Genomic DNA, 1,150 nt, shown 5'->3' on the forward strand with positions numbered 1-1,150 from the left:
TAAACCCAAAGGATTTCAATGCTTTTAACAACCGTGGCACTGCTTATGCTAAGTTAAAACAATTTGAAAAAGCCATCCAAGATTACAACCAAGCCATTGAGTTAAACCCAAAGGATGCCCGTACTTTTAACAACCGTGGTCTTGTTTATACTAAATTAAAACAATTTGAAAAAGCCATCCAGAATTACAACCAAGCCATTGAATTAAACCCAAAATATGCCGATGCTTTTATCGATCGCGGCGTTGCTTATGCTGATTTAAAACAATTTGAAAAAGCCATCCAAGATTACAACCAAGCCATTGAATTAAACCCAAAGGATGCCCGTGCTTTTAACAACCGTGGCGTTGTTTATGCTGACTTAAAACAATTTGAAAAAGCCATACAGAATTACAACCAAACCATTGAATTAAATCCAAAATATGCTAGTGCTTTTAACAACCGTGGTATTGTTCACCAAAAACTAGGAAAAGAAAAAAAGGCGATTGAAGATTTTAAAAAAGCACAAGAATTAGACCCCAGCATTATTGCTAACGAAAAAATAAAGGCATTAGAAAAAGAATTTGCAGAGAGAATTGCACAAACCCAAGAAAGCAATACAAAAGTACAAGGGTTTCAAGGGATATTAGAAGGACTGGAAGCAGAACATAAAACAGAAGAAGAAAACTGGTTTAAATGGAGTCAATGGGCAGTTTTCATAACTTTAGGATTGATTGTGTTGGTGATTATTCTTATTGCTTGCAATATTTTTGAAAGTCACGATACATATATTGTTTATATTTTTTCTTCTATTGTTACTTTTGCTGTTATTCGCCAATATACCAATGCCAAGGCATTGCGTATTGAAGCCAGCAACCGTGTGGCAATGGCGAAAATGTTTGAACGGGTGAAAAACGAAAATAATGAATATCAACAAGAGTTTTTGCCTAAACTCTCTGATGCAATCGTGTATTCTACAATAAAAGCAAAAAACAACTCGGATGGGTTGGTAGAAAAAATAATCAATGTATTGGAAAAAATTAAAAAATGAAAAAACTAACCAACAATCAAAAAAAATTCTTACGCGCTCGTGGGCATACTCTCAAATCTATTGTGATGGTTGGGCAACACGGCTTGAGTGAGGCGGTGCTGGCAGAGTTAGAATCAACCATG

At 35.3% G+C, this 1,150-nt stretch carries 2 protein-coding genes; both read left to right on the top strand.

Annotated features, from left to right (window positions below; genetic code table 11):
- A partial coding sequence (locus BBROOKSOX_RS11350; protein WP_139661959.1) for a tetratricopeptide repeat protein occupies positions 1-1,028 on the top strand: 1,028 nt, incomplete at its 5' end.
- Positions 1,025-1,150: YhbY family RNA-binding protein (locus BBROOKSOX_RS11355; protein ID WP_180323932.1), on the top strand; the 126-nt coding region annotated here is incomplete at its 3' end. The genes BBROOKSOX_RS11350 and BBROOKSOX_RS11355, both read left to right, overlap by 4 nt.

Source organism: bacterium endosymbiont of Bathymodiolus sp. 5 South, assembly GCF_900128535.1.
GTDB lineage: Bacteria > Pseudomonadota > Gammaproteobacteria > PS1 > Pseudothioglobaceae > Thiodubiliella.